The sequence below is a fragment of the Siccirubricoccus soli genome (assembly GCF_024178315.1).
GTDB classification, from domain to species: Bacteria; Pseudomonadota; Alphaproteobacteria; order Acetobacterales; family Acetobacteraceae; genus Siccirubricoccus; species Siccirubricoccus soli.
Window position 1 is genome coordinate 1 of record NZ_JAMZIK010000287.1, and the last position, 2,252, is coordinate 2,252.

Annotated in this window: 1 protein-coding gene; it reads right to left on the bottom strand. The window is 75.5% G+C overall.

Going from position 1 to position 2,252, the window contains the following annotated elements:
• Nucleotides 1-37: 37 nt before the first annotated feature.
• Nucleotides 38-2,252 (bottom strand): cellulose biosynthesis cyclic di-GMP-binding regulatory protein BcsB (gene bcsB / locus NJ376_RS28380; protein ID WP_252956703.1); only part of this gene is annotated, 2,215 nt, incomplete at its 5' end.

Below are 2,252 nucleotides of genomic sequence, written 5' to 3' on the forward strand. Positions count from 1 at the left end.
AGCAGCCCGGCCGCGAGGGCGGCGGCGAGGTGCCGGCTCATGGGCTGCGCGCCCGGAGCCGGCGGGCCGCCCGGGCCCGCAGCGCACGCCGCAGCGGCAGCCCGATAAGCAGGCAGGCGAGGGCCAGGACCGGCAGCATCACCAGCGGCCGGGCGCCGAGGTAGAATTCCGGCCAGAGCCAGACCGGCAGGCTGCCATGCCAGTAGGTGCGGCCGGTGCGGTAGGCCTCCACCCCGCCCGCGGTGACGAGCACCACATCGCCCTGCACCAGCGGCTGGCGCTGCGGGTCGCGCAGCGTGGCCAGCACGCCTTCCAGCCCCGCCGGCACCGCCGAGACCAGCGCCACCACCGAGCGCCCGGCCTGCAGCGGCGATTCGAAGCCGAGCAGCGCGCCGAAGCCTTCCGGCGCCGCCGCCAGCCGCGCCGCAACGCGCTGCCGCTCCGCCTCCGCCGCGCCGCCGAAGGGCGCGGCGAGGGCATGGCGGAAATCCTCCAGCGCAGTCGGCAGGGCGAGGGAGAGCCGCGTGCCCTCCAGCCGGATCGGCGCCTGCCCCTCCCGCAGCAGCGCGTTCAGCGCCGGCTGCCGGCCGAGCGGGCCGAGCACGATCAGGTCGCGGTCCGCCACCTCCTGCAGCCGCGCCGGCCCGACGACCGCAAGCCCGGTCGCCGGCAGCCCGACCGTCGCCGCCAGCCGGCCGACGAGCTCGAGGAAGGCGCTCATCTCCACCGCATTCGGCCGGTCGGGCAGCACCACCGCGGTCTCGGACAGATCCGCCATCCGGGTGAAGGGGAAGCCGGCGCCGGCGAAGAAGGCGAGGTTCGGCAGCAGCGCGAAGCGATGCGCGCGGGAGAGGTCGATGGTGCTGTCCGGGTCGATCGAGGCCCGCACCTCGCCCGGCACCGCGACGCAGTCGCCGCGATGCAGCGGCCGCATGTCGAAGCGGAGCTGCAGCGCGTTCTGGCCGCTGATCAGGTAGGGCGGCACCTCGGTGCTGCCGCGCTGCACCTCCGCCGGCCAGCCGAGCCGGGCCAGTGCCCAGGAGAGCGGCCAGGGGCCGACCTCGCCGCGGAAGGGCAGGCTCTTCAGGTAGAAATCGCTGAAGGCGAGGTCGAGGCGGGAGACGCGGATATCCGTCACCGGCCCGGGCGGGGCGCGGAACCCGACCTCGACGGGAATGCCATGGCCGCGCGCCACGTAGAGGTCGGGCGCGGTGCGCAGCGGAATCGTCACCGGGCCGGGCGCGAAGCCGGAGGCCTGCAGCACATCGGTATCCACCAGCTCGCCGAAGCGCACCGGGCGCTGGTCGGTGATCCAGCGCGGTGCGTCATAGGGGCGGCGCGGCGCGGCGGGCGGTGCCTCCACCAGCGCGCGCTCGCCGCCGAGCGCGGCCCGGCCGAAGGCGAGGGCGGTCGCCGCCGTCGCCGCCTCCGCCGCGGTGCGGCCGCCCACCACCAGGAGCTGGCCATAGGAATCGTTGGGGTTCGGCACGACGGCGAGGGTCGGCCCCTCCATCGGCGCCAGGTCGAGCCCCGCCGCGCCCTGGCTGCCGACGACCATGACGATGGCATTGCCCTGCTGCGGCGGGGCGGCGGAAACCGGGAATTGCGCCCCGCGGTATTCCGCCTGCACCGCGAACCAGGAGGCGGCGATGCCCGCCGCGCGCAGCAGCTCCGGCGCGGCATCGCCCGGCAGGACGAAGGGCAGGACCAGCGGGAAGCGCAGGATGCGGCGGTCGAAGAAGGGCTCCGGCAGCCGCGCCAGGTCGCGCGGCGTCGGCAGCCGCTCGATCGTCAGGTGCAGGGCCGAAAGATCGGAGACATTGGCCCAGAGCAGGCCGGAGAGCGGGTCGTTGCACTCCTGCGTGTAGCGGCCGGAGAAGCGCACGTTCAACCGGTTCAGGTCGGTGAAGAAGAGCGGGCTGATCGGGAACTCCACCGGGCCGAAGCGCGGCGCGGCGCGGTCCGGCTGCACGGCGCCGACGAATTGCTCGTTCAGCGTGAAGGCAATCTGGCTGTATTCCGGCAGCAGCGCCGGGGAGGTGGCGCCCGAGACGACCAGCCGCGCCTCCGTCACCACCTCATCGGCGCGCAGCCCGAACAGCACGCCCTGCAGGTCCGAGACGCCGCGAAGCTGCATCGGCCCGCGGATGCCGAGCTGGCGGAAGGTGAGCGAGGCGTGGCGCACGCCCTGGGCCGGCGCGGCCGGGGCGGCAGCCTGCGGCGGGGCGGGCGGCGGCGTGCCGGGCGGCGGC